This window comes from Corynebacterium poyangense, assembly GCF_014522205.1.
Classification (GTDB): Bacteria; Actinomycetota; Actinomycetes; order Mycobacteriales; family Mycobacteriaceae; genus Corynebacterium; species Corynebacterium poyangense.
Genome location: NZ_CP046884.1, coordinates 2,110,684 through 2,136,271 on the forward strand (window position 1 = coordinate 2,110,684; position 25,588 = coordinate 2,136,271).

At 53.8% G+C, this 25,588-nt stretch carries 18 protein-coding genes, 4 tRNA genes and 3 rRNA genes; 14 read left to right on the forward strand and 11 right to left on the reverse strand.

The features are described 5' to 3' along the window. Positions 1-93 precede the first annotated feature (93 nt). The 5 genes from rrf to ramA all read right to left on the reverse strand — a co-directional run bounded on the left by rrf (position 94) and on the right by ramA (position 7,762). Positions 94-211 (reverse strand): 5S ribosomal RNA (rrf, locus tag GP475_RS10000). A 107-nt stretch (positions 212-318) separates the two neighbouring features. Further along, a 23S ribosomal RNA gene (locus tag GP475_RS10005) occupies positions 319-3,432 on the reverse strand. A gap of 247 nt (positions 3,433-3,679) precedes the next feature. After that, positions 3,680-5,198 (reverse strand): 16S ribosomal RNA (locus tag GP475_RS10010). The 16S, 23S and 5S rRNA genes sit together here, the layout of an rRNA operon. Positions 5,199-5,593: 395 nt before the next feature. Continuing rightward, complete coding sequence (gene murA / locus GP475_RS10015) at positions 5,594-6,853, reverse strand: UDP-N-acetylglucosamine 1-carboxyvinyltransferase (RefSeq protein WP_187974235.1); 1,260 nt, start codon at positions 6,851-6,853, stop codon at positions 5,594-5,596. 66 nt (positions 6,854-6,919) lie between these two features. Beyond that, the gene (ramA, locus tag GP475_RS10020; protein WP_187975908.1) at positions 6,920-7,762 is read right to left on the reverse strand and encodes an acetate metabolism transcriptional regulator RamA; all 843 of its coding nucleotides are present in this window, start codon (positions 7,760-7,762) and stop codon (positions 6,920-6,922) included. 428 nt (positions 7,763-8,190) lie between these two features. Between ramA and cysK the strand changes: the two genes are divergently transcribed. After that, positions 8,191-9,126 (forward strand): cysteine synthase A, encoded by a 936-nt coding sequence (gene cysK, locus GP475_RS10025; RefSeq protein ID WP_187974236.1) that lies wholly within the window; start codon positions 8,191-8,193, stop codon positions 9,124-9,126. Positions 9,127-9,211: 85 nt separating this feature from the next. Beyond that, positions 9,212-9,784 (forward strand): serine O-acetyltransferase EpsC, encoded by a 573-nt coding sequence (epsC, locus tag GP475_RS10030; protein WP_187974237.1) that lies wholly within the window; start codon positions 9,212-9,214, stop codon positions 9,782-9,784. A 35-nt stretch (positions 9,785-9,819) separates the two neighbouring features. Here the strand turns inward: epsC and GP475_RS10035 are convergent, their stop codons facing one another. The 6 genes from GP475_RS10035 to GP475_RS10060 all read right to left on the reverse strand — a co-directional run bounded on the left by GP475_RS10035 (position 9,820) and on the right by GP475_RS10060 (position 11,260). Continuing rightward, positions 9,820-10,107: a GNAT family N-acetyltransferase gene (locus GP475_RS10035; RefSeq protein WP_187974238.1), complete on the reverse strand. Its 288-nt coding sequence runs from the start codon at positions 10,105-10,107 to the stop codon at positions 9,820-9,822. Between the two features lie 127 nt (positions 10,108-10,234). After that, positions 10,235-10,381, reverse strand: coding sequence for a hypothetical protein (locus GP475_RS10040; protein WP_187974239.1), 147 nt, complete (start codon positions 10,379-10,381; stop codon positions 10,235-10,237). Positions 10,382-10,684: 303 nt separating this feature from the next. Continuing rightward, positions 10,685-10,757 (reverse strand) — tRNA-Phe (locus GP475_RS10045). Positions 10,758-10,798: 41 nt separating this feature from the next. Further along, positions 10,799-10,872, reverse strand: a tRNA-Asp gene (locus GP475_RS10050). Between the two features lie 234 nt (positions 10,873-11,106). After that, a tRNA-Asp gene (locus tag GP475_RS10055) sits at positions 11,107-11,183 on the reverse strand. Position 11,184: 1 nt separating this feature from the next. Continuing rightward, positions 11,185-11,260, reverse strand: a tRNA-Glu gene (locus tag GP475_RS10060). Positions 11,261-11,545: 285 nt separating this feature from the next. On the opposite strand from GP475_RS10060, the gene GP475_RS10065 reads away from it, so the two are divergent. The 12 genes from GP475_RS10065 to GP475_RS10120 all read left to right on the forward strand — a co-directional run bounded on the left by GP475_RS10065 (position 11,546) and on the right by GP475_RS10120 (position 25,585). Further along, positions 11,546-13,195, forward strand: coding sequence for an ABC-ATPase domain-containing protein (locus GP475_RS10065; RefSeq protein WP_187974240.1), 1,650 nt, complete (start codon positions 11,546-11,548; stop codon positions 13,193-13,195). After that, positions 13,195-13,677 (forward strand): methylated-DNA--[protein]-cysteine S-methyltransferase, encoded by a 483-nt coding sequence (locus GP475_RS10070; RefSeq protein ID WP_187974241.1) that lies wholly within the window; start codon positions 13,195-13,197, stop codon positions 13,675-13,677. The genes GP475_RS10065 and GP475_RS10070 overlap by 1 nt, the downstream gene beginning before the upstream one ends. Positions 13,678-13,702: 25 nt before the next feature. Then, complete coding sequence (locus GP475_RS10075) at positions 13,703-14,275, forward strand: hypothetical protein (protein WP_187974242.1); 573 nt, start codon at positions 13,703-13,705, stop codon at positions 14,273-14,275. A 90-nt stretch (positions 14,276-14,365) separates the two neighbouring features. After that, positions 14,366-15,787: an MFS transporter gene (locus GP475_RS10080; RefSeq protein ID WP_187974243.1), complete on the forward strand. Its 1,422-nt coding sequence runs from the start codon at positions 14,366-14,368 to the stop codon at positions 15,785-15,787. Beyond that, positions 15,787-16,869 (forward strand): glycerophosphodiester phosphodiesterase family protein, encoded by a 1,083-nt coding sequence (locus GP475_RS10085; protein WP_187974244.1) that lies wholly within the window; start codon positions 15,787-15,789, stop codon positions 16,867-16,869. The genes GP475_RS10080 and GP475_RS10085 overlap by 1 nt, the downstream gene beginning before the upstream one ends. A gap of 83 nt (positions 16,870-16,952) precedes the next feature. Next, positions 16,953-17,927, forward strand: coding sequence for a FecCD family ABC transporter permease (locus GP475_RS10090; protein WP_187974245.1), 975 nt, complete (start codon positions 16,953-16,955; stop codon positions 17,925-17,927). Continuing rightward, positions 17,924-18,751, forward strand: coding sequence for an ABC transporter ATP-binding protein (locus GP475_RS10095; RefSeq protein WP_187974246.1), 828 nt, complete (start codon positions 17,924-17,926; stop codon positions 18,749-18,751). Before GP475_RS10090 ends, GP475_RS10095 begins: the two co-directional genes overlap by 4 nt. Then, positions 18,720-19,694: an ABC transporter substrate-binding protein gene (locus GP475_RS10100; protein ID WP_187974247.1), complete on the forward strand. Its 975-nt coding sequence runs from the start codon at positions 18,720-18,722 to the stop codon at positions 19,692-19,694. Before GP475_RS10095 ends, GP475_RS10100 begins: the two co-directional genes overlap by 32 nt. A 20-nt stretch (positions 19,695-19,714) precedes the next feature. Beyond that, the gene (locus GP475_RS10105) at positions 19,715-21,061 is read left to right on the forward strand and encodes a family 1 glycosylhydrolase (RefSeq protein WP_187974248.1); all 1,347 of its coding nucleotides are present in this window, start codon (positions 19,715-19,717) and stop codon (positions 21,059-21,061) included. A gap of 105 nt (positions 21,062-21,166) precedes the next feature. Beyond that, the gene (locus GP475_RS10110) at positions 21,167-22,702 is read left to right on the forward strand and encodes a Re/Si-specific NAD(P)(+) transhydrogenase subunit alpha (RefSeq protein ID WP_187974249.1); all 1,536 of its coding nucleotides are present in this window, start codon (positions 21,167-21,169) and stop codon (positions 22,700-22,702) included. Position 22,703: 1 nt separating this feature from the next. Beyond that, complete coding sequence (locus GP475_RS10115; RefSeq protein ID WP_187974250.1) at positions 22,704-24,128, forward strand: NAD(P)(+) transhydrogenase (Re/Si-specific) subunit beta; 1,425 nt, start codon at positions 22,704-22,706, stop codon at positions 24,126-24,128. Between the two features lie 50 nt (positions 24,129-24,178). After that, entirely contained in the window at positions 24,179-25,585 is a 1,407-nt protein-coding gene (locus GP475_RS10120; protein ID WP_187974251.1) for an aminotransferase-like domain-containing protein, read from the forward strand. Positions 25,586-25,588 lie beyond the last annotated feature (3 nt).

The following is a 25,588-nucleotide window of genomic DNA, read 5'->3' on the forward strand; positions in this document are numbered from 1 at the left end:
CTCTACCCCCCCGCAGGGCACGAAAAAAAAAGGGGGTGGTACGGGATCACACCATACCACCCCACCCCACAGGGAATTAATCAAATTATCACGTGTTGGCAGCAACCTACTCTCCCACACCCTCACAAGTGCAGTACCATCAGCGTAAACAGGCTTAGCTACCGGGATCGGAACGGGACCGGGCGTGACCCTGCCACCATCAACCACCAACACACCCACCAACACAACCCACCACCCCCACGGGGTGGCAGTGTCATGCCAGACACTATACAGCAGACGCAAACACAATCACTTACTCTCAAACCACACACACTCATTTTTTGTGTGTTATCGGTCTATTAGTACCGGTCATCTCAACCCCTCACAAGGCTTACAACCCCGGCCTATCAACCCCATCATCTCTAGGGAACCTCAAAAGAAACCTTATCTTAAAACAGGCTTCCCGCTTAGATGCTTTCAGCGGTTATCCCTCCCGCACGTAGCTAACCAGCCATACCATAGGCACAATAACTGGCACACCAGAGGTACGTCCGTCCCGGTCCTCTCGTACTAGGGACAGCCTTTCATCAAGTTTCCACGCGCGCGGCGGATAGAGACCGAACTGTCTCACGACGTTCTGAACCCAGCTCGCGTGCCGCTTTAATGGGCGAACAGCCCAACCCTTGGGACCTACTCCAGCCCCAGGATGCGACGAGCCGACATCGAGGTGCCAAACCATCCCGTCGATATGGACTCTTGGGGAAGATCAGCCTGTTATCCCCGGGGTACCTTTTATCCGTTGAGCGACACCCAAACCACAATGAGATGCCGGATCACTAGTCCCAACTTTCGTTCCTGCTCGACCTGTCAGTCTCACAGTCAAGCCCCCTTATGCACTTACACTCTAAAACCTGATTACCAACCAGGCTGAGGGAACCTTTGGGCGCCTCCGTTACCTTTTAGGAGGCAACCGCCCCAGTTAAACTACCCACCAGGCACTGTCCCCAACCCAGATCATGGGCCAAGGTTAAGACATCCAATCCGGCCAGAGTGGTATTTCACCAACGACTCCGCTACCACTAGCGTGATAACCTCACAGTCTCCCACCTATCCTACACAAACCGAACCGAACACCAATACCAAGCTATAGTAAAGGTCCCGGGGTCTTTTCGTCCTGCCGCGCGTAACGAGCATCTTTACTCGTACTGCAATTTCACCGGGCCTGTGATTGAGACAGCAGGGAAGTCGTTACGCCATTCGTGCAGGTCGGAACTTACCCGACAAGGAATTTCGCTACCTTAGGATGGTTATAGTTACCACCGCCGTTTACTGGGGCTTAAATTCTCCGCTTCAACCCACAACAGGTTTAACAGGTCCTCTTAACCTTCCAGCACCGGGCAGGCGTCAGTCCGTATACCTCAACTTAACCGTCTTCGCACGGACCTGTGTTTTTGATAAACAGTCGCTTCCCTCTATCCTCTGCGACCACCAACAGCACCACCACAGACAACATGGGGCACCACCAGCGGCCCCCCTTCTCCCGAAGTTACGGGGGCATTTTGCCGAGTTCCTTAACCACAGTTCACCCGAACGCCTTAGTATGCTCTACCCAACTACCTGTGTCGGTTTCGGGTACGGGCCGTACACACACATCGCTAGAAGCTTTTCTCGGTAGCACAGGATCACTAACATCACCCACAAAAAGGGCTACGCATCACGCCTCACCTTTACAAACAAAGACCGGATTTCCCTAGCCTTTAGGCCACACGCTTACACCACCATAACCACCAGATGGCTTAGCTACCCTACTACGTCACTCCATCACTTGACTACTACCAGATCAGGCCCTCCCAACACCATCACACCAACCACACACCCACAAAAGGATGCGCAGCACAATAATGCAACAGCACGAAAGTTAGTATCACTGATTCATCATGGTCGCATGCATACAGGTACGGGAATATCAACCCGTTATCCATCGACTACGCCTGACGGCCTCGCCTTAGGACCCGACTCACCCTGGGAAGACGAACTTGACCCAGGAACCCTTAGTCATACGGCGGATAAGATTCTCACTTATCAATCGTTACTCATGCCTGCATTCTCACTCGCGTACACTCCATCACACGGTCACCCGGCAACTTCACCACATACACGACGCTCCCCTACCCAACAACACACAAACATGTGTTCTTGCCGCGGCTTCGGCGGTGTACTTAAGCCCCACTACATTGTCGGCGCAGAACCACTCGACCAGTGAGCTATTACGCACTCTTTCAAGGATGGCTGCTTCTAAGCCAACCTCCTGGCTGTCTTCGCGATCCCACATCCTTTTCCACTTAGCACACCCTTAGGGGCCTTAGCCGGCGATCTGGGCTGTTTCCCTCTCGACTATGAAGCTTATCCCCCACAGTCTCACTGCCATGCTCACACTTACCGGCATTCGGAGTTTGGCTGATATCGCTAAGATGATCGTCCCGCTAAACCAACCAGTAGCTCTACCTCCAGCAAGCACACACAACGCTGCACCTAAATGCATTTCGGGGAGAACCAGCTATCACGGAGTTTGATTAGCCTTTCACCCCTACCCACAACTCATCCCCTCAGTTTTCAACCTAAGTGGGTTCGCGCCTCCACAACCTCTTACAATTGCTTCACACTGGCCATGGGTAGATCACTCCGCTTCGGGTCCAGGACATGCCACACACACCCCATGAGGATTCGCTTTCGCTACGGCTACCCACCAAAGGTTAACCCAAGCGACATGCCGCTGACTCGCAGGCTCATTCTTCAAAAGGCACGCCATCACCCCACACAGAGGCTCTGACGGATTGTTAGCGCACAGTTTCAGGTACTATTTCACTCCCCTCCCGGGGTACTTTTCACCATTCCCTCACGGTACTTAATCCACTATCGGTCATATCAAGTATTTAGGCTTACCGAGTGGTCCCGGCAGATTCACAGCAGATTCCACGAGCCCGCTGCTACTCGGGGACAATTCACAAACCATCACAATCACAAGTACACGTACAGGGCTATCACCTTCTACGACGAGTGCTCCCACACCACTTCCGCTCTTGCAACCACAACAATCAACAGCCTGGCAGAACTGTTACGCAAAAAACCCCACAACCCCTAGCATGCAACCACTGCCACGTATCACACACACCAGGTTTAGCCTCATCCGCTTTCGCTCGCCACTACTCACGAAATCACAAATTGTTTTCTCTTCCTACGGGTACTAAGATGTTTCACTTCCCCGCGTTACCCCCACCATGGCTATACATTCACCACGTGGTCACCACCCATAACGATGGCCAGGTTACCCCATTCGGACATCCTCGGATCAACGCTTAGCTGACAACTCCCCGAGGCTTAACGCAGCCTCTCACGTCCTTCATCGGCTCGATATACCACAGGCATCCACTATACGCCCTACACAACACACAACATGCTGCAGAAAAATAGAATAAGATGCTCGCGTCCACTATACAGTTCTCACACAACACCAACCACAGCACACCACCACCCACAAACAAGCAGCAGCACACCACAGCCAGACAACAAGGAAAACACTTAACTGTGCCATCCCAGACACCCAACAGCCACCAGCAGCACCACAACAAACCCACACGCTACCAACCATGACCACGCATGACGTTTCACAACCAAAAAAACAAAAAACAAAACTCCCTAGAAAGGAGGTGATCCAGCCGCACCTTCCGGTACGGCTACCTTGTTACGACTTCGTCCCAATCGCCGATCCCACCTTCGACAGCTCCCTAACGAGTTTAGGCCACTGGCTTCGGGTGTTACCAACTTTCATGACGTGACGGGCGGTGTGTACAAGGCCCGGGAACGTATTCACCGCAGCGTTGCTGATCTGCGATTACTAGCGACTCCGACTTCATGGGGTCGAGTTGCAGACCCCAATCCGAACTACGACCGGCTTTCCAAGGATTAGCTCCACCTCACGATATCGCAACCTACTGTACCGACCATTGTAGCATGTGTGAAGCCCTGGACATAAGGGGCATGATGATTTGACGTCATCCCCACCTTCCTCCGAGTTAACCCCGGCAGTTTCTCATGAGTCCCCACCACTACGTGCTGGCAACATAAGACAAGGGTTGCGCTCGTTGCGGGACTTAACCCAACATCTCACGACACGAGCTGACGACAACCATGCACCACCTGTACACCAACCACAAGGGAAACTACATCTCTGCAGCGATCTGGTGTATGTCAAGCCCAGGTAAGGTTCTTCGCGTTGCATCGAATTAATCCACATGCTCCGCCGCTTGTGCGGGCCCCCGTCAATTCCTTTGAGTTTTAGCCTTGCGGCCGTACTCCCCAGGCGGGGCGCTTAATGCGTTAGCTACGACACAGGAACCGTGAAAAAGTCCCTACACCTAGCGCCCACCGTTTACAGCATGGACTACCAGGGTATCTAATCCTGTTCGCTACCCATGCTTTCGCTCCTCAGCGTCAGTTACTGCCCAGAGACCTGCCTTCGCCATCGGTGTTCCTCCTGATATCTGCGCATTTCACCGCTACACCAGGAATTCCAGTCTCCCCTACAGCACTCAAGTTATGCCCGTATCGCCTGCACGCCCGAAGTTAAGCCCCGGAATTTCACAGACGACGCGACAAACCACCTACGAGCTCTTTACGCCCAGTAATTCCGGACAACGCTCGCACCCTACGTATTACCGCGGCTGCTGGCACGTAGTTAGCCGGTGCTTCTTATCTAGGTACCGTCACCAAAGCTTCGTCCCTAGCGAAAGAGGTTTACAACCCGAAGGCCGTCATCCCTCACGCGGCGTCGCTGCATCAGGCTTGCGCCCATTGTGCAATATTCCCCACTGCTGCCTCCCGTAGGAGTCTGGGCCGTATCTCAGTCCCAATGTGGCCGTCCACCCTCTCAGGCCGGCTACCCGTCGCCGCCTTGGTAGGCCATTACCCCACCAACAAGCTGATAGGCCGCGGGCTCATCTCATACCGAAAAAACTTTCCACCACACCACCTACAATGCAGTCCTATCCAGTATTAGACCCAGTTTCCCAGGCTTATCCCAGAGTATGAGGCAGATCACCCACGTGTTACTCACCCGTTCGCCACTCGAGTACCCTGCAAGCAAGGCCTTTCCGTTCGACTTGCATGTGTTAAGCACGCCGCCAGCGTTCGTCCTGAGCCAGGATCAAACTCTCCATAAAAAAGGAAAAAACCCTTCCACAACAAAGAGTCAAAACCTAACCAAAAAACAAAAAACCATCACCAATGACACAGCACATCCGACGAGGACAACACACCATACCACCAGCAACAGCCAAAGCTAAATTAAAAAAACATTATTGATCACCGTGACACCACAACAGCAAGGAATAGCCACAACCCCACCACAGCACCACGAGGCCCATCACACAACAAGCCACAACCAATAACGCGTGAATCCATCACAAAAAATACTACTGGCACACTATTGAGTTCTCACACAACACACATCACCCACACGAAACCACAACACAGCCCCACGCGGTGACCCGACTAAACTTACACACCCACCACACAACACACAAATCCCCAGCACAAAGCCTATAAAAAATGGAGATTAGTGGTGGACTCTTTCGACCTGTGCACCGAGGCTTTGGAGGTTTTCGACGAAATTCGGGTAGCCCCGGTCAATGTGGTAGACGTCATGAACCTCGGTTTGGCCGTCGGCTACTAGTGCCGCCAGAACTAAACCAGCCCCGGCTCGGATATCTGAGCTCCACACCGCAGTTGAAGAAAGTTGCTCTATTCCCCGGATAACGACGTGGTGACCATCAACGCTGGCATCTGCCCCGAGTCGAAGCATCTCATCAACAAAACGGAATCTCGACTCAAAGACGTTTTCAGTAATGACGGAGGTTCCGTCGGCAATGGCTGCGATCCCAATAGCCATGGGTTGAAGGTCGGTGGGGAAACCTGGGAACGGCAGGGTTTGATAGTCCACCGCGCTTGGACGTCGGTCCATTCTTACCCGAAAACCGTGGTTATAGGTCTCTACCTCTGCCCCAGCAACTTTGAGCTTTTCTAGAGCCAAGTGCAAATGGCTGGGAGCGATGCCAGCAACAGTAATATCCCCGCGGGTCATGGCGGCAGCATAAGCCCACGTCCCAGCCACAATTCTATCCCCAATCACCTCATGCTCGGTGGGGTGAAGTTTCCCTACCCCGTCGATGGTGATGGTGCTTGTCCCCACCCCATGAATCTGCGCCCCCATAGACATCAGCATTTCACAAAGGTCAATGATTTCCGGTTCCCGGGCAGCGTTATCCAAAATGGTTTGCCCGTCTGCAAGCACAGCTGCGGTGAGAATATTCTCCGTGGCCCCTACAGAGGGGAAATCCAGCGCTATTCGGGCCCCATGAAGGCGATCTGCAACCTCAGCAACTACGGCCCCATGTCGAATTTTCGTGGTAGCGCCCATTTTCTCTAGCCCTGACTGATGCATGTCTAGCGGCCGAGAGCCTATGGCGTCTCCTCCCGGCAGCGCGACAACCGCCCTACCGCACCTAGCAGTCAACGGGCCGAGAACACACACCGAAGCCCGGAATTGCCGGACGGCTTCAAAGTCAGCATCACTACACGGGAGACCGGGGGTAGTGATATACACCGTAGATCCGTCGATCACGACCTCACAACCGAGGCCTTCTAACACCTTCTTCATGAGTGGAACATCCAGTATTTCCGGACAGTTCCTCAGCGTGGTGGTCCCCTCAGCCAGCAGTGCTGCCGCCATCAGCTTCAGCACACTATTTTTTGCTCCGCTAACTTTTACCGCACCCTGAAGCCGGGCGCCTCCGGTCACAAGAAAACTGTCCTTCACGCCCATTAGCGTAGCGTTTTCTCCCCAGAGCCGTCAGGCGCTACCCCACCTCCTGACACCTTGACCCTAGGGTAAAGCCCCGATTCGTCGTGCGGCATTTACCGCTTCATAGCGCGTATGTGCTCCTAGCTTCCGCATCACCGAACGCAGATAGCTTTTAACAGTTTCTGCTCCGATCCCCATTTCTTCTGCTGCTTCAACATTGGTGTGCCCCAAAGCCACACAAGAAAGGACATCGAGTTCCCGTGCGGAGAGCTTGGCTGATTGCTTCACCCGAACTGGGGTGACCAATTGTTCACAGAGAATTTCTAGCTCTTTGCGAACATTGTCGTCTTCCAGACGATTTGCCAACATGCGTAATTTCGTGTGAGTTGAGCGGACCTGCTCCCACTCGGCACCATTCATGACCCTGCCAGCTTTAGCCACTCCAGGCTTTCCACCCTCCACCCGACGCATAGCGGAGTTGACTGCCAAATCTTGCTCCAAGTTTCGGCCAGTCATTGTTACTTCTTCAATAACCTTGTCCCCCAACCGCACTGGCGAATGAACACCGACATACAGCACACCGCGGATTTCGCGATGCACAATCACCGGGACAGCCACGATGGAGTGAAGACCTTCGTCCTGGATATGGCGATCATTTTCGTGAGAGATCACTTTGGCTCTGGTGTAGTCACTGACCCCAACTGGCCGGCGGGTGCTGACCACTCGGCCACCTACCCCAACCCCTGGCTCGATAATGAGGTTGTGCAATGCGGGGGTTCTTAATCCAACCCATTGAGTAATCTGCAATCGGTTGTCAGAAAGCAGCGTGGCATACATCGTAACGGGGATGCCCGTCGTTGTTTTTAAGGTGGTCAGGGCCGCCCTAATTGCTTCATCATCATCTCTGATGCGCTGGAAATCCACCGTCACACCTCCCAGAGTTCCACCTATAAAGGGGCACCCATTTTCCGAACTTGAAAACCAGCAATTGCCAACTAGGGGCTAGTATATCCCGACAATGGGGGTAAAGAAAATCCCCCCAAAGCACAGAACAAACTATGAACGGGCATAAAACACAACTTTTCTCCCTCCCCCTTAACCCCGAAAGCTGAGAAATTGTCATTATTTTCCCAGGTTAATGGGCTATGAACCAGGCAAACAAACCGTGAGCTGGGCGTCGAACCTAAAAAGGAAAGACTGTAAGTGTGGTCATTTTCATAATCGCTTGAATATCCAAAGACCACTCTGTCTATTATAAAGAAACTGATATGTCTGTTGTAGTGGTGTATGGTGGCCTGAAGAACAGATATTTCTTGTCAACGAATCATTGGTTATAAGGAGAAGCCACTCTCATGGCACAGGTTTATGAAAGCATCGCCGACACAATCGGTGGCACCCCGCTAGTAAAATTGCACCGGCTGACCGAAGGCCTCAAGGCCGATGTCCTGGTGAAAGTGGAATCTTTCAACCCGGCCAACAGCGTGAAAGACCGGATTGGGCTTGCCATCATTGACGCCGCTGAACGCTCCGGGGAGCTAAAACCCGGCGGCACCATCGTGGAGGCAACCTCCGGAAATACCGGAATAGCCCTCGCCATGGTAGGCGCTGCCCGCGGATATAAGGTCATTTTGACCATGCCAGAAACTATGTCTACCGAACGCCGAGTCATGCTGCGCGCCTATGGGGCACACATTGAACTTACCCCCGGCAGCGAAGGAATGCAGGGAGCAGTAGACAAGGCCAATGAGATTGTGGCCCGTGAGGACAACGCCATTTTGGCCTCTCAATTTGCCAATCCTGCCAACCCGGATATCCACCGGAAAACCACTGCCGAGGAACTCTGGAACGACACCGACGGCCAGATCGATATTTTTGTCGCCGGCGTGGGCACCGGGGGAACTGTTACCGGCGTGGGTCAGGTTCTTAAAGATCGCAAGCCAGACACCAAGATTTATGCCGTAGAACCTGCCGCCTCCCCGCTGCTGACCACGGGCAAGGCCGGCCCACATAAAATCCAAGGGCTAGGCGCAAATTTCATTCCGGAAGTATTAGATCGACGCATCCTCGACGACGTTTTAACCGTATCCCACGAAGATGCTGTAGCTACCGCTCGTGAATTAGGCACCAAAGAAGCCATCTTGGGAGGAATCTCCTCCGGAGCCAATGTTTATGCTGCCCTCCAGCTAGCCAAGCGGGAAGAAAACGCTGGAAAAACCATCGTCACTGTAATCGCAGACTTTGGTGAGCGCTACGTGTCTACCATCTTGTACGAAGATCTTCGCGACTAGGTTCACCGCTTAAAGACTGCACGGTCCTACCCCCAGCGCAAGGAAGTCCTCCAGGGCTTCCTTTTTTGCTGTTAGGATCAGGCCCATGCTATTGACCATTTGGAAGCGGATCCGAGAAGATTTAGCGAACGCTCGCGACCACGACCCTGCTGCTCGCGGGGATCTCGAAAACGCCATAGTCTATTCCGGCCTGCACGCTATCTGGGCCCACCGAGTATCTCACTGGCTGTGGCTCCGCGGGGCCCGAGGATTAGCTCGGATACTCTCCCAACTCACCCGCTTTTTCACGGGCATTGAGATCCACCCGGGAGCCACGATAGGGCGACGCTTCTTCATCGACCACGGGATGGGGATAGTCATTGGCGAAACCGCCGAAATAGGCGACGGTGTCATGCTCTATCACGGCGTAACCCTGGGAGGACAAGTACTTACCCAAACGAAACGCCACCCCACTATCGGCAACAATGTCACCATCGGTGCAGGGGCAAAAGTTCTGGGACCAATTTATATCGGCGAGGGCTCAGCAGTCGGCGCAAATGCCGTAGTCACCAAGGATGTTCCGCCTAATAGCATCGCCATTGGAATCCCCGCTACCACCCGGCCTCGTCACAAGGATGAGTGCATTAAGTTAGTGGACCCGGACTATTACGAGATTTAAGTGTCAACGGGCATTCTGATCCCGTCATCGAGCCGCTAGTCAGCGATGAGAGCTCGGAACTGGGCATTGGCCTCCTTGCGGAGGAAATGCTCCACAGCAGAACACGTGGGTTTAATCTTTAGGCCCACGTTTTTAGTGTCCTCAAGTGCAGCTTTTATCAGCGGGGAAGACAGGCCTTGACCTTGGAATTGCGGATAAATCTCAGTGTGATGAAAATCTCGTACACCTTGGCTTTCTTGGTATAAAGCAAGACCTGCTTCTTGTCCATCAACCATGATGACAAAACGAGAGTTGTCTGGCTGGTGCTGAACCTGAGTACTCATTGCACATATCTCCTCATCTTGTGCGACGTTCTAAGGCCGGTAAGACCCTAAGAATGTTCTGCGCCTTAAGTTTAATGAGATTGTCCACCACCGAACACTATTTTTAACCCAACTTGAGCTCGCACTCTTATTTATAGACCTGTTCTTCCGGCACAGCAGCAGAGTTTGCCAACCAAGAACTTGATAAAACTCCCACGACACCAACGGATTTATTCCATCTGCGCCACCATCCTGAATATTGATACAAAATACCTGGTGAAGGTGGTGTTTTCATCGGAAAGCACCCAAGGCCTTCCGTGCACAATGACATTATGCACGTGAGATACGTCTAAACAACGCCTCAATAACCGTTTTCAGACGCACTTTGAGAATAGGGCAAGCCAGCAAGGCTCGATTATTTCTAAAACGACGGCCCCTAGTAAGCCCCACCCCTAACTAGGTCAGAACTCAAGGTCTGAGAATTACAGTTCTTAACGCACTACTCTTTCCCGAAGCATTCGCAGTTCCATAGCCCTACGTTGAGCTCCGAACCATACACTAAAAGCCCTAGGTTCTCAGGGGACCGAGGGCTTTGTAGTGGCCAGACGCGGGATCGAACCGCGGACCTTCCACTTTTCAGGCGGACGCTCTACCGACTGAGCTATCTGGCCGAGAAACACTTCCAAGGATATCCTATGGAGGAATTTCTCCGCGACCCTGACGGGACTTGAACCCGCGACCTCCGCCGTGACAGGGCGGCGCGCTAACCAACTGCGCCACAGGGCCTAAAAGCACTACTACGTAGTGCCTGTTGCACGAGTTGATACTTTACACAGAATCACCTGCGCGTCACAAATAGCCACGTTAATACGGTTTTTCTCGCACTTGCATACTAGTGCTCATCATTGAGGGAGCTAAGGAACTACTCCACGAGGCCTCACCAAGACCCCCACAACAAAAAAATCCGGTTCCTCCAGGAAAATCTTAACTCCTGGTGAGACCGGATAATTTTTCTTCTTGTGGCGACCCTGACGGGACTTGAACCCGCGACCTCCGCCGTGACAGGGCGGCGCGCTAACCAACTGCGCCACAGGGCCTTGGTACTCCCAACGGGATTCGAACCCGTGTCGCCGCCGTGAAAGGGCGGTGTCCTAGGCCTCTAGACGATGGGAGCCTGTCACTAATGCACTCAACACGTTCCCGTGTCGCGTGGTGACCATGTGAGAATATACCGTGCCATAGCGAAGAAACAAAACCACAGGTCAGATTGGGCTTTGGGGGTGAGTACGGATCATCTATTCTCTCGCTGGTGCTTACCTGGGGTGTTTCGCTCATCAGTCGTACTGCGGTATCGGTATTCTTAAGGACCACCTCTCGCACACCTGGATTCTCCGCTTGAGAATCGCAAATGACGTGCGGCATCAGGCCCAGGAACTATCGAAGGACGGTGTTGTTATTCATGCTGAGTTCTCGCCTTAAGGCGTTGGACAAGAAAAGCTATGGGGCCTATAAAAGCCTCAAAGGTAGCCATGATTTAGGATCTGGTCTAAAACTTCACCTTGACCGAATCCAATCTGATCCTTTCGCTTCCCCTTCCTTGGCCCGGGTGGAAGTGCCTTTGGCCTGGGTTCAGCCGGACAAGGGGCAATGGGCAGCCGAAGATCTATCCTGCCCGGCCTTCGCTGATTTTTTATTGCGACGTCTCAACCGCGCCTTGCCTCAGCAAGGCTCTAAGGATCACGGCAGCATCTCTATAGATTCCCCTGGCCAACAGATTCTTCGAAGGGCAGCAGTCCAGCTTTCACCCCAGCGGCCCATCGTGGTGTGTCTGGAAATCGCACTTCCTGCCTCTGGGCGCAGGATTCGTGGCCTGGCGGCTGCTGATTTAATGACGTCTTCCTTGCCCTACGCTTTACGTCGAGCACTGAACCTAGATTCAGCAGCGATCACTCAGCTGCACCAAGTTCTGGTGCTTTATCGAGATCAGGTGGCACTGCGTGAGTACCTTGATGAGCACAAACTAGTGTCATTTATTGCTGATGGATCTGTGCTGCCGCGGGAATCTGGCAACTCGGACTTGCCGGCTTCCCACGCCCAAGAATTTATTAGTCCAGAGTCGCTTCGACACCACGTCTGTTTACCTTCTGGGAAAAATATCAGTGGGATGGGGATCCCCGAAGGAATTACGCTCATTGTTGGTGGAGGTTACCACGGAAAATCGACTCTTCTTCACGCTATTGAACGCGGCATCTACCACCATATTGCCGGTGATGGCCGAGAATATGTGGTTACTCGCGAAGACGCTGTCTCTCTTCGAGCAGAGGAGGGGCGGTCGATTAGTAGAGTAGACATCAGTCCCTTTATTGGTGCTCTTCCCTCAGGCACAGATACTCGCAGCTTTTCCACCACCAATGCTTCTGGTTCTACTTCCCAAGCCGCAGCGCTTATCGAAGCCCTTGAAGCCGGTGCCGGAGCATTCCTCATTGATGAGGACACCTCCGCCACGAATTTCATGTTGCGCGATGATCGCATGGGCCAATTGGTACCCCAAGCCAAAGAACCCATTACCCCGCTTATTCGCCGGGTGCGGGCGTTGTATCGAGACTTGGGGGTGTCTACCATCATGGTGGCCGGCGGGTCCGGAGCTTTCATCGATGTAGCAGATCAGGTCATTTGTCTTGACGCTTATCTTCCCCAGGATATTAGTGAACGTGCCCGCTCCTTGTCCCAGCCTATTCCAGAGCAACCGGAATTTCCAGCGCCACGGAAACGTCGGGCACATATTAAACGACATATCGGGAAAGGAAAGGCTAAACCGCCCCGGGCGCACGGGGTTCACGCGCTCCGAGACGGACGTAATGACCTCGATCTCAGCGCCCTTCAGCAGCTGGTGGATTCGTCCCAAACAGCCAGTATCGCCGCCCTCCTGGCACGGGTAGAGCGCGAAGATAATGACCGTACCGCCCTGGTTGACCAAATCAGTGCACTGTCCGACGCCCACCCCGGCGAGTTTTCTTCTCATCGCGGGCACCCCGGCCGCCTGGCAGAGGTGCGAGTGTTAGAAATTATGGCTGCTTTGAACCGGCATCGTGGACTGCGGGCTCACTGATGTCTCAACACAGCTGGATTGAGTTTCTTAGCCCCTTGGGGCAGCTACGGTTAATCTCCGATGACACGGCATTGCTAGGGGTTTATTACCCGCATACCGGACCCCTAACAGAGAATGATGCCGCAGCCGATCATCCCATTCTCTGCCAAGCCGCCACGGAACTAGAGCAGTACTTCGCTGGTCAACGCCGCATCTTCGAGGTCCCATACCGCCTCCGCGGCACCTCCTTCCAAAAGAAGGTGTGGTCAGAACTTGAGAAGATACCCTTTGGCACCTGGATCAGCTATGGGGAGTTAGCGCGCCGGATCGCTCAGCCACGAGCTGCCCGTCAAGTAGGGCAAGCCGTCGGCGCTAACCCACTGAGCATCATCGTGGGGTGTCACCGAGTTCTTGGAGTACATCAAAACCTCACCGGCTATGCCGGGGGACTCGAACGAAAAAGATTTTTGCTTGATCTCGAAAACATTTCCTGGAAGGAATAAAGGAAACTTCATTAAGATTTTTCCTATGAAACTGCACACTCTTCTAGAAATGCTAAGCGATCCGGCCTCTCTCTACGCCGTCGTCGTGAGTCTAGTTCTGTGCGCTGTCCCCATAGGCTATGGCCTAAAAAAGGCGCGGCAGGCCCTGCGTAACCCCGCCAACGCTAAACCCTCCGGTCTGAAGCTATGGCAGGTTGGGCTTTTGGGCTGGCTCGGAGGAGCCATAACCTGGCTGGCATGGTTAACGTGGTCCCCTGCACCCGGCAGTATTTTTAGAACAAATCCAGCTAACCAGCCCTATGACACCAACCAGGTTGTGTGCTGCGCGCTCACCTTAGTCATCGTTGCTCTTGCCGTGGGGCAAAGTGCTCGCTACCGGGTAGCAGGGCCCTTTGTCGCTGCCGCCGCCACCCTGTGGGGCTTCCACCTACTGTGGTCGCTCGACGCTTCCTCCACTGATAGCACCGGACTGTGGGGAGTAGGGGCAGTACTCCTAGCTACCGGTTCTGGCCTAGCACTCTATGCCGTAGCCTGGGTTCACTCTGCCATCCAAATCACACTTCATCGGCGCTCACAACGGCCACAAAATACCCCCTAAAAGGGGCGGAATCCGGTGAAGAATATCTCAGCTAGCGAAAATCTTGATCGATTTTCTTAGGTGCCCCTGAGGTTTCCTCATAATAGCTTTATGAGTTCACAGTCTAGATCTGGTGGAGTGCCTACATTCTTGCGCGCTCTTCCACCAGCTCCGCGGCTCAATGCGGAGGAAATCACCCGGAAATACCCATTCTTAAGATTCCAAGTTTTTATGGGTATTTTCCTTGGCTACGCAGGTTTTTACCTGGTCCGAAACAACATATCTTTGGTATCCGCACTCCTCAAAAGTGAAGGAATCCTCGATACCGTCGCCATCGGAATTATCGGCAACGCCGTCTTCGTTTCTTATGGACTTTCCAAGTTCTTCATGGCCACCCTCTCGGATCGAGCTAATGCCCGGCTCTTCATGCCCATCGGCCTAGCTCTTTCTGGCCTCACCAACATCTTGCTGGGCACTCTCCCGGCGCTGTCTGCCACAGTCACTATCTTCGCCTTGGTCATGTTCATCAACGGCTGGTTCCAAGGAATGGGCTGGCCTCCTTCCGGGCGAGTTTTAGTTCACTGGTTTTCCACCAGTGAGCGTGGATCAAAAACAGCCATCTGGAACTGCGCCCATAATGTGGGCGGCGCCGGAGTGGGAATAGCTGCTGCGTGGGCATTGTCTTTTAGCTCTAACCAATGGCAATCCGCATTCTGGTTCCCCGGCATTATTTCTCTCATTGTGGCGGCAATCGCTTTCGTCCTCATCCGGGACACCCCCGAATCCCAAGGGCTTCCTCCCATCGAGGAATACCGCAATGATCCGGCCAAAACCGAAGCGATAGATGAGTCAGAACTTGCCGGACAATCCGTTTGGTCCATTGTCTGGCGCCATGTGCTTTCCAACCGCACCATGCTCTTTTTGGCACTCGCCAATGTGTTTATCTACACCCTGCGCTACGGCGTCTTAAGCTGGACACCGGTATATCTTCACGATCTTCACCACGCCGACCTCAACGCGGGAATCGCAGGCTTTTCATTCTTCGAAATCACTGGCATCGTCGGCACATTGCTGTGCGGGTGGGTTTCTGACCATCTCTTCCGCGGCTATCGAACTGGCACCGGAGTGCTTTTCCTCAGCGGAGTGGGCATTTTCATTGCTGCCTATTGGTTGGTTCCCACCGGAACCCCTATCTGGGTGCTCATGGTGATTGTGGCCATGATTGGTGGTCTGATCTACGGACCGGTCATGCTCATTGGTCTCCAAGCTATTGACATGGCACCGCGCAACGTCGCTGGCACTGCCGCCGGGTACACCGGATTGATGGGGTATGTCATCGGCGCAACCCTGGCTTCTACCGGGGTGGGTTGGATCATCAAACACTACGGCTGGAATGCCACTTTTATTTTCCTCATCATCTGCACCGTTCTAGCGGTTGCCCTCCTTCTTGGGGTGGGTAAAGATGAAAAGCGGCTGATGGAATCTCATGCAGCCGCTCACCGAGACGCCCAACTGCGGCAGGAGCAGAAATAATGAAAAAAACCACAGTTATTGCGCTGGTTCAAGCTTCTTTGTTGTCGCTGACCCTAGGATTAGCGGCATGTTCTTCAACGCAGGACTCCACCACCCCGTCGTCTTCAGCTTCTCAAGAAAGTAGTACCGCTGTGCACTACCAAGAACCTTTAGATCTTCAGGCACACCGAGGCGGACGTGGCGAAAGCACCGAGGAGTCACGTTTAGCTTTTGAAAAGGCGCTGAAACTGGGAGTCACCACCTTGGAGATGGACATTGTCTTGTCTAAGGATGGGGTGCCAGTGGTGTGGCATGACCCGGATGTGAAGGCAGAAAAATGCCGAGACACAGCCCCGGTCCAGGAGGGAGATCCCCAGTTCCCCTATGTGGGGAAGGACCTTCATGATCTCACTTTTGCCCAGCTGCAAACCTTAAGTTGCGATCAAAAATTGAAGGATTTCCCGGATGCGGAGGTAGCTCAGAACAATCGTATGCTTCAACTCAAAGATGTATTTGAGCTCAGCGCCGCCCACCACTCCACAGTGAACTTCAATATCGAAACCAAGATTGAAGGTGACAAGCCGGAGCGTTCTGCCTCCCCCGAGGAGTTCGTTAACACCATTTTGGCTGAGGTGGACCGGGCTAACGTCGCTGATCGCGTCACTATCCAGAGTTTCGATTGGCGCTCTTTGCCGCTCGTAAAGCAGCACAACCCGAAGATCCGGACGGCTGCCCTTTATGATGAAACTACTTGGCACAGCGGATCTCCGTGGCTCGGCTCTATTGACTATGACAAGGTCAATGGAGACGCTCTGGAAGCCACCGCCCAACTGGGAGCAGATTATGTGTCGCCTGGCTATTCAGTTCCCTATGGCCAGAAGGCTGAGGATCCAGACTTTTCTCCCGTTACTACGCGGGAATACGTCGAAAAGGCACATCAACTTGGGATCAAAGTTCTTCCCTGGACCGTCAATGATGAAGCCACCATGCGCTGGATGATCACCGAGGCTGGGGTTGACGGTATCATCACCGATTTCCCCTCTAAGCTTCGTCAGGTCATGAAGGATCTAGGGATGGAGCTGCCTAAGCCGGCCTCCGCTTAAACCCCTTATGAAAACTTCAATCACTTGGGGTAGGCTAAATTTGCTCACATAAGTTTGGCCACCACTAAGGAGGGCGAGGCTCAATGCCTACCTCAAGAAGAGTTATTCTTCCTCTTCTTCTCATCCTCCTTGTGGTGGCTTTTTTCTGCGCTCTAAGCCTAGGCCCCAGCTCTCCCGACTGGGCCAACCTATGGTCTTCTCCCCTCATCCGCAGCATCCGGCTCCCTCGCGCCCTCGTAGCCCTCGGAGTAGGTGCTGCCTTAGCCCTAGCCGGCACCATTCTCCAAGCCATCTTCCATAACCCCCTTGCTGACCCAGGGATTATCGGGGTGTCTTCTGGTGCCGCGCTCGGAGCTGTCATCGCCATGGTCTCCGGAGCCACCGCCACCTACCACTGGGCATTACCCGCCGCAGCGTTTCTGGGCGCTATCCTCACCGCAATCCTGGTCTACGCTGTGGCTTCCCGGCGCGGAGCAGACCCTATCACCCTCGTCTTGGTCGGCATTGCCGCCAGCGCGTTTCTGGGCGCCATCACCGCCTCCTTGGTCGCTAACGCACCACAAGACTCAGATCTTCGCGGTATCGCCTTTTGGATGAATGGGGATTTAGTTGCTCGACAATGGCGTCACGTCCCGATGGTTTTCCTCCTCCTTCTTATCGGGGTGCTCGGTATCATTCCAATGGCCCGACGTTTGGACTTACTTCTTCTAGGTGAAGATATTGCTCACTCCACTGGAGTCAATGTACGTCGCACTCGCTTCCTGGCTTTAGCTATTGCCTCTCTAATTACGGCTGGAGCAGTGTCCGTAGCCGGAATCATTGGCTTCGTCGGTTTAGTCATCCCTCACCTCATACGGCTGGTTATTGGCCCACGCCATGGATTATTACTTCCCAGTGCAGCCATAGCCGGAGCTGCTTTTCTCCTTTTCGCAGATACCCTAGCCCGGCTATGGGTATCCCCTTTCGTTTTCCAAACCGGCACCATGATTGCGTTTCTGGGTTCTCCCGTGTTCCTGTGGTTGCTGCTTCGCTCCCGGGGGAAATGGAGCCACCCATGAGTTTGACCACAACCAATCTGTGTGTACCGGGAATTCTTCCCCCTCCGGGAATCAGTTTCCACGCCCCCACCGGCCACGTCACCGGAATCATCGGGCCAAATGGTGCAGGAAAATCTACCCTCTTAGCAGCCATCAATGGACGACGTCCACGTAGCGGCGGATCAGTTGCTATTAATGGTCACGATATTGCTCATATCAGTGCCGCAGAACGGGCACGGCTATTGGCACTCGTGCCTCAAGACACCTCCACCGGCGGAGAGTTGCGGGTCAAAGACATGGTGGCCTTAGCTCGCAGTCCCTATGTGGGGCGCTTTGGCCGTTTTCACCCCTCCGACCACGCTGCGGTGGATCAGGCCCTCACCGTAACGGGGATAAGCCATATTGCAGATCGGCCAGTTCAAAGCCTGTCTGGAGGCCAACGACAACTAGCTCACCTAGCCAGAGCAATTGCTCAGCGAACCCCGGTGATTCTGCTTGATGAGCCAGTCAGTGATTTAGATATCCGCCATCAGCTCCTGGTCATGTCCCTGTTGCGCCAGCTTGCCGACGACGGCAATACAGTGGTCGTGGTTCTACATGATTTAGCCTCCACAGCTCGATTCTGCGATGAAGTAATTCTGCTTCATCATGGAACCGTGGCGTGTCAGGGCCCTCCGGATCAGGTGCTGACAGAAGAAAAACTGGCTCAGTTTTACTCTGTTCGCGCCAGGGTCCGTCACGATCCTGATGTGGATTCAGTGATGATTACTCCCCTTGTCCCGCTTCCCCTAGACCAAAATAAGGAGAACTCGAATGAAGATACACTCCCGCCTAGCAGTGTGTAGCCTGGCATCTTTAACACTTCTTTTAGGAGCATGTAGCAGCTCCCCGGAACAGTCCGAAGATCATAGTGCCACCTCGGAAACTACCCGTTCCGCGTCTGCGGATTCAGCTAGTTTTCCCCGTGACATTCAGGTGGGAGACAATAGCGTTCACATTGAATCTGAACCTCAACGCATCGTCGTCGCCTCCACTGATGGAGCCTCCGTTCTCGCTGACCTTATTGAACCGGAACGCATTATCGCCACCCCGGATATTGGCGATAAAACCCCCTCTCAGGCCACGAAAATTACCGGATCAGCTCATGTTGACCCAGAACAATTGCTGTCTTTTAAACCTGATTTAGTGGTGTTGACGTCTCGGCATGGTCAGGAAAAAGATGCCTCTGAGTTGTTGAAGCAAGCAGGGGTACCGACGGTGAGCTTTGCTTCTTCCGCGTGGTCCAAGATTGATTCGATTGAAGACAATATCCGGATCCTCGGGCAGGCTACCGGGGCTGAGGAAAAAGCTGATGAGATTATTGGGCAGATGGAGCAGAAGCGCAATGAGGTGACGTCGAACCTTAAAAGGGACCATAAACCCAGGGTGATGATCTTAATGGCGCGAGGTGGCACCAAGATGTTGATGCCTGCTAATACTTTGCTCAATGGATTGGTGCGTGAGGCTGGTGGTTCCGCGGTCATTGATGAAGTAGGAAGTCAAGGCGTCACCCCAGCCGATCCGGAAGTCATTGCCCAGCTGAAACCGGATGTGATTTTGATTTCAGATCATAAGCAGAAGGCTCAGGCAGAATTTAAGGAATTGCTAGAGAATCCGGCGTTGGCGGATGTTCCGGCAATAAAGAATAAGCAAGTTAAGTATCTTCCGGAAAACACTACTGGAGCCTCCTCGGGCAGCCGTTGTGTCGAGGGGCTCAAGACCGTTGCAGAAGATATCGGCACTCTTTAAGCCCTTGCTAGAGTGGGCTTATGAGTAACCTTAGAGCCCGCTTGATGGCCGCGGCGGCGCTACTTTTCACCCTTTTCCTCCTGCCCACCTCCCCGGCTGCGGCAGGAGGTTTTGCCGCTGCGCCTACTGCTTCCCCTACCTTCCACTGGGGGGTGGCAACCTCCGGATTCCAAGTTGAAGGCCACAACCCAGATTCCAATTGGAAACGGTACGTCGACGCGACGGCACCCACCGGGAAAAACGACCCAGTCAATGACGCCGTTAATTTTTGGGAGCGCTATCCCGAGGACATCCAACGCGCTGCCGATATGGGAGTCAACACCTTCCGAATCAGTGTGGAATGGGCACGAATTGAACCCACTCCCGATCAGTACGATGAGGCCGCCCTCGCCCATTATGATGACATCATTAACAGCATTCGGGCGCATGGCATGACCCCCATGATCACCATGGTTCACTACGTTTATCCTGGATGGCTAGCTGACCGCGGTGGTTTCCTCAGTGAGGACGCTATTGAGCATTTCGGCCGTTTCGCGGATTTAATTACCCAACGCTGGGGAGGCCCCGGACAGGACACCCTATGGGTAACCTTTAATGAACCCCTGGTGTTCTTTGGCCATGAAGTAGAAATCGGCCTCATCAATGTAGCTGATATGCCACGCTTCCTCGATAACATAGCCCGCGCCCACCGGCTAGGCTATGAGGCCGCCCACCGGGCCAACCCAGCTACCATGGTTACCACCAACGAGGCATTCTTACCTGCGGTCACGGGCATTACCGACACCATGCTGCTTAATCGGGTAGCAGATGCTCTGGATTATGTGGGCATTGACTACTACTACGGAGTAGCCGCCAATAATCTCACGACCATCAATGCCGCATTCGGCAAATTTGCTGCGGTACGCCCCCAACCAGAAGGAATCTATGAAGCCATTCAGCACTTTGCTGGAGCCTTCCCCGGTAAACCCATCTACATCGTGGAAAACGGTATGCCTACGGATAATGGGGTTCGAACCGATGGCGTAGAACGAGGAGATTTTATTAAGGACACCGTATTTTGGCTTCAGCGTGCACGTGCCGATGGCTACAACGTTATCGGCTATAACCACTGGTCCCTTGTCGACAACTACGAGTGGGGGAAATACGCACCTCGGTTTGGTCTCTACACCGTAGATGTCCTGAGTGATCCTCAATTAACTCGCCGACCCAGCTCCGGCGTCGACGCCTACCGGCAAGCCATTGCCGATGGTGGGGTTCCCGCGGATTACCATCCGGTTCTTCCTCTAGCGCAATGTTCGGCTTCTACCATTCCGGATAGTTGCCTTAACCCGCCAAACCCAACCGGTCCCCGAGCTCTGCTTCGGTGACTTCTCCCACAGAATTCGCTGTGCTCTTGCTAAGGGGAATATAACTGGGAGTAGTAATGAATCCTTAATGGATTCTTGTGTCCCTTACTCCCAGGAGCCGCCCTCATGCATATTGGCGTTCCCCGCGATCCGCACCCGGACCAGCGTCTGGTTGCCACCACCCCAGAAACCATAGCCTCACTCAAGAGATTGGGATATGAGGTGGCGGTGGAAAAAGGCGCCGGCACTAGCGCGCATTTCCCTGATCAGGCCTATCATGATGCCGGGGCGGAACTTGTTGATTCCGCTGCCGCTTGGGGCGCAGATATTGTTCTGTGCTTAGACCAACCCCCGCTCTCAGCGCTAGAGCTCATGAAACCCGGGGCGCTATTGATTTCTCGCCTGGCACCGGCAACCTCCCCCGAATTTATTGAGCAATGCCGTCAGCATCGCATTACCGCTATGGCGATGGATGCTGTTCCTCGGCTCAGCCGGGCACAATCCATGGATGTCTTATCCTCCATGGCTAATATCGCCGGATATCGAGCAGTAATTGAGGCGGCCTCAGAATTTGGCAGACTCTTTACCGGACAAGTCACCGCAGCCGGCAAACTTCCTCCTGCTCAGGTGTATGTTATTGGCGCCGGTGTTGCTGGCTTAGCTGCTATTGGAACAGCACAATCCATGGGCGCCGTGGTCAAAGCTACCGACGTCCGCCCAGAAACGGCTGAGCAAGTGCAGTCCATGGGTGCGGAATTTGTTGCCATCCCGGTTGCTACTGAAGAATCCGAAGACGGCTACGCCAAGGAAATGACCGCAGACCAGGCCCGAGCCGCAGCAATTCTCTATGCTGAACAAGCAGCCCGCGCAGATATTGTTATTACCACGGCAAATATCCCTGGACGTCGTTCACCGGTGTTGTTAACAGCTGCCGATGTGGCACAGATGCGCCCAGGAAGTGTCATCGTGGACATGGCCGCCCAAGGCGGAGGTAATTGTGAGCTCACTCAACCAGGCCAGGTAGTAGAAACCGGCAACGGAGTCAAGATCATCGGGTACACCGATCTTGCTGGCCGTCTTCCTGCTCAGGCATCTCATCTCTACGCTAAGAACCTCGCTAATTTCTTAGCACTATTAACTCCGGATAAAGACGGTTGTCCGCAGGTCAATTTGGATGATGACATTATCCGTGGCGTGTGTTTATGCCAGGGAGAAAATATTTTATGGCCTCCCCCACCAGTCAAGGTCTCGGCGGCCCCCGCCCCCGCAGATCAGAAAGCTGTGGCTGAACCCGCGGTGCCAGCGGAAGAAAAGACTCGACGCTCCCCGCTTCTCTGGATCGGGTTAGCAACCATCCTCGCGGTGGTGCTCATGGCCTTCTCCCCAGCCGCGGTCGCCAGCCACTATGTGGTGCTAATGCTGGCTATCGTCGTAGGTTTCTACGTTATTACCAGCGTCACCCACTCCCTCCACACTCCACTCATGTCGGAAACCAACGCTATCTCCGGGATCATTGTGGTAGGGGCGCTACCACAAATCGGTTCTCCTCACCTTGCTGTTCAAATCATCAGCATGATCGCGATTTTCGTCGCATCAATTAATATTTTCGGCGGCTTCACGGTCACCCACCGGATGCTCACAATGTTCCGAAAGGATTCTTAAGATGGATTCCTTGAGCACAATCTCATCCGTTATCGCTGCCTTGTGTTTCATTGTGGCGCTGGCTGGATTAGCGAAACAAGACACTGCTCAACGCGGCAATTTCTTCGGCGCTGTCGGCATGATGATCGCGGTTGCGGCAGCACTTGTACTGAGCCTAAAAAATTCGGCACATTCCATCCTCATGACGTTGGTGCTCATTGCGCCCGCCATGGGCGGTGGCGCCGTCATCGGAGTGTGGCGGGCCCGCCGCGTCGCAATGACCGGGATGCCTGAGCTCATCGCGATCTTGCATAGCTTTGTGGGCTTAGCGGCAGTACTCATCGGCTACAATTCCTTCGTAGAATCTTTAGGCCACGAGCCTGATCACTATGGTTTCCATCTTGGTGAGATCCACCTGGGAATATTCATTGGCGCGGTGACTTTCACTGGTTCCATTGTGGCCTGGTTAAAACTGTCCGGAAAGATTTCCGGTGCCCCACTTACTCTTCCTGGAAGAAACCTCATTAATCTGCTCATCCTCATCGTCTGTGCTGGATTATTGGTGGCTTTTATTTCTTCCGCCTCATGGTGGGCACTCATCATCATGACGGTCCTCGCCCTTATTCTTGGGGTTCACCTCGTCGCCGCTATTGGTGGCGGAGACATGCCCGTTGTGGTCAGTATGCTTAATTCCTACTCCGGGTGGGCGGCCGCTGCCGCCGGTTTTATGCTGGGAAACCCGCTGCTCATTATCACCGGCGCACTCGTTGGTTCTTCGGGTGCCTACCTGTCCGCCATTATGTGCCAGGCGATGAATCGTTCATTCCTCTCCGTCGTATTAGGGGGCTTCGGGTCTGACACCAGTTCCTCATCAAGCACCCTGGCTGATCCTCATGCCCAGCACAGCGAAATCTCCGCCGCCGAGACCGCAGAGCTGCTTCACGACGCCCGACGCGTAGTCATCGCCCCGGGATACGGCATGGCGGTAGCGCAAGCGCAATACCCCGTAGCAGAACTCACGCGGAAGCTGAGAGACCTCGGCGTCGATGTGGTATTCGCGATCCATCCGGTCGCCGGGCGGTTACCTGGCCACATGAATGTGTTGTTGGCAGAAGCCAAGGTCCCCTATGACATTGTTCTAGAGATGGATGAGATCAATGATGATTTCCCCGACGTCGACGTGGTGCTAGTCATTGGCGCCAATGACACCGTGAATCCCATTGCTGAAGAACCAGGATCTCCTATCGCTGGAATGCCGGTCCTCAAAGTCTGGGAAGCACACCGCGTTATTGTTTTGAAGCGCTCCATGGGCGCAGGCTATGCAGGCGTAGCTAACCCTCTCTTTAGCAAAGACAACACCGACATGCTCCTCGGTGATGCCAAAGGATCCGTAGAAGCACTCTGTCAGGATCTTTCCGTTTCCAGTCAGCTAAAAGAGAAAATGTGATACTCCCTCTCACCTTCTGAGACGATAGCGCTATTGTCTATCATGGTCTTATGAGTAGTGTTGATGACCTCGTGGGCCACTTACGCCAGTGGATAGATTCAGCTGCTCCCGGGACTCAGCTTCCATCCAGTCGCCGTCTCGTGGAGCAGTACCGGATAAGCCCGGTTACTGTCCACAAGGCAATGGACATCCTTAAAGGATTGGGTTTAGTAGAAAGTCGGCCCGGCAGTGGCACTTTCGTACGACAACAGCGCACCGCAAAGAGCCTAGATTTTACCTGGCAAGCTGCCGCCTTAAGGGAAGCTCCACCCCGAGTAATGGGGTTATCTGATCCGCTCCACAATGCAGACAACACCAGCATTGCTTTTCACTCTGGTTATCCTTCTCCGGAATTATTGCCGCTACGGCTGATTCGTTCAGCCCTTAACCGAGTAACCCGAAGCCCAAGTCTTGCCGACCGTAGCCCGAGCGCCGGACTTCCGGAACTGCAATCATGGTTTGCCCAAGAATTGGCTCATCGTAGCCCAGCCACAATCTCACCCCCGATGCCGCGTGATGTCACCATCGTCCCGGGAACCCAAAGCGGCTTAGTGGCAGTTTTTCGCTCATTGTGTGCTCCTGGTCAAGCAGTTCTGTGCGAATCCCCGACCTATTGGGGCGCTATTCTCGCTGCTCGACAAGGTGATGTGCGGCTCAAGGTCGTCGGGCACGATTCTGACGGGCCACTCATCTCTGATCTTGGTACAGCACTACGCACCACGGGCGCCAAGGTTTTTTATGCTCAACCTACCTTCCACAACCCGACGGGTACCCAGTGGTCACTTTCCCGCCGTGAAGAAGTCCTCGAGGTTATTCGCCGACATGGCGCCTTTCTCATTGAGGATGACTGGGCACGGGATTTCGCCATAGCCGAACCGCTGCTTCCGCTGGCGGCTTTAGATGATTCCGGCCACGTCATCTATCTTCGATCATTAACTAAAAGTATTTCTCCAGCCATCCGGGTGGGGGCGATCATTGCCCGCGGACCAGCACGAGACCGGATTTTAGGAAGCATCGGAGCCGATGCTTTATACGTCAGTGGACTACTCCAACAGGTTGCCGCAGATGTGGTGATGAATTCTGCGTGGAAAACGCATCTGCGACACCTCCGGTCCCAGCTTGCCCAACGGCGAGATCTCCTCATCGCAGCCTTAAGCCCTCTTGCTCCCGCTCTTTCTTTGGTGCATATTCCAGCCGGAGGATTAAACCTGTGGTTACGCTTAGCCGAGGGGATAGACGAGCAAGATCTTGCCTCCCGATGTAGCTCCCGTGGAACCTATATCGCCGCAGGTCAACAATGGTTCCCCAGTGATCCGCCAGGACAGTTTATTCGCTTAAACTATTCCTCTCCTGCCCCTTCTCGCTTCCATGAAGGAGCTGCAACCATGGGGGAGGTATTAGGAGAAATCCTCCGATAGTGC